The 1,659-nt window shown below is 50.5% G+C and carries 1 protein-coding gene; it reads left to right on the forward strand.

Annotated features, from left to right (window positions below; all coding sequences use genetic code 11):
- Positions 1-305: 305 nt before the first annotated feature.
- Positions 306-1,659, forward strand: a 1,354-nt coding sequence (locus AQR02_RS03315; RefSeq protein WP_054939380.1) for a PucR family transcriptional regulator ligand-binding domain-containing protein, incomplete at its 3' end; no start/stop codon positions are given.

Consider the following 1,659-nt stretch of genomic DNA (forward strand, 5'->3'; position numbering starts at 1 on the left):
GCCTACCCGACTTCCGTCTCTGCGTAATCATGCGAGAGCGGAAGTTTTTTTGTTCTCTCCCTCACACTCCACGCTGTTCCGACTATACTCATCCATCCGTTTACAAGCCAAACGCTGCATAATCTTTGCCCGGCAGCTGTAAAAGTGCAATAGTTAATATTTTGTGACATGCGTAATATTATCTCACATAGTTCACGGATAATTTAAAGTTTCTCTTTCAATAAGGGGTCATTTTATCTATAATGTTACATAAAGTAACATAAAGACCGAACGATAATAAATGAACCTATTTGAGGAGGGGTGGCATGCATCTTACCGTCGAAGAAGCGTTGTCCATTTATCCTTTATCCGAAGCAAGACTTATAGCCGGAGCTAAGGGGAAACACAGAATTGTGAAGTCGATTAATGTGATGGATGCGCCGGATATTTCGGACTGGATTAAAGAAGGGGAAATGCTGCTGACAACAGCCTATTTAATCAAGGACAGCCTGGAGGATGCGTCTGCACTGCTGCAGACTCTGAACCGCCGCGGTTCTTCCGCTTTGGGCATCAAGTTAGGCCGTTTCTGGGATACGGTCCCGGAGGAGCTGATCGCTGAAGCGGAGACGCTGAATTTTCCGCTGATTGAGCTGCCGTTCCAGTTTACGTTCTCCGATCAGATGAACGGGCTGTTTCGTGCAGAATTGTCGCGCAGCACCAGCATGTTGCAGAGCATTATGGATAAGCAGCGCAAGCTGATGCGCTTTGCGCTCCGTTCCGGACGCAGCCGTCCGCTGTTTGAGTCGGTATCCGAGGTGATTGGTTATCCGCTTGCGGTTGTCAGCGCCCGGGGAGACGCGGTGTACAATAATTCGGAATATGAAGGCCGTCAGCTGCTGGAAGGCTGGCCTTGGCAGAACCGCAATCAGCGTTTTCGCATCGGTGACAAAACAGGCCTTAGGATACCGTTAATGCAAGGGGAGAAATGCTCCGGCTATCTTTTGTACTGCCCGATTGATCCGCTGCTGCTGCCCGTCGAAGAGAGCTTGTTTGTCCAGGGGGCTGAACTTATTTCCTTCCATATTCATTCCGGCTATGAAGATTATTTTGTGCATGCCGAGCACCGTGAATTCAGCAGTCTTCTGCGCAGGTGTCTGAAGGGCGGATTGTCCTGCAACGAGCTGTCCCAGGCTGCGGCCAAGCTGGAAGTGACGCTTTTGCATTCTCCTTTTCAACTGCTGCTTACCGATACAGCCGCTGTTGGAGACGACCGGCAGGGGGAACTGCTCCGGCTGAAGGAAGAATATGCGGAGCATCCTGCCCTGCGGGAGCTGAATGCCATTCATGTCATTATGGATGAGGGATTAGTATCACTGTTACCGGTTAGCCAGCACAGCCCTGAACAGTTTCGCGCTCTGATAAATGAATGTTTTCACAATTTAAAGCTCGATAAAACGTATTATCCCCGGGCGGCAGTCAGCAGTATTAAGGTTAAGCCGGAAGGGCTGAAGGAAGCTTTTGCCGAGGTGAGGGAATGTATGTCGATGGCTCAGCAATGGGGTGCGTACGGGAATGTCGTGCACTACCGCCAGCTTGAGCTGAATCTCCTGCTGGGCCAAATTCCGGCGGATACGATGGAGAAGTATATTAACGGCAATCTACGCGGGCTGCTCAGCCGGG

Source organism: Paenibacillus ihuae (assembly GCF_001368795.1).
GTDB classification, from domain to species: domain Bacteria; phylum Bacillota; class Bacilli; order Paenibacillales; family Paenibacillaceae; genus Paenibacillus_AQ; species Paenibacillus_AQ ihuae.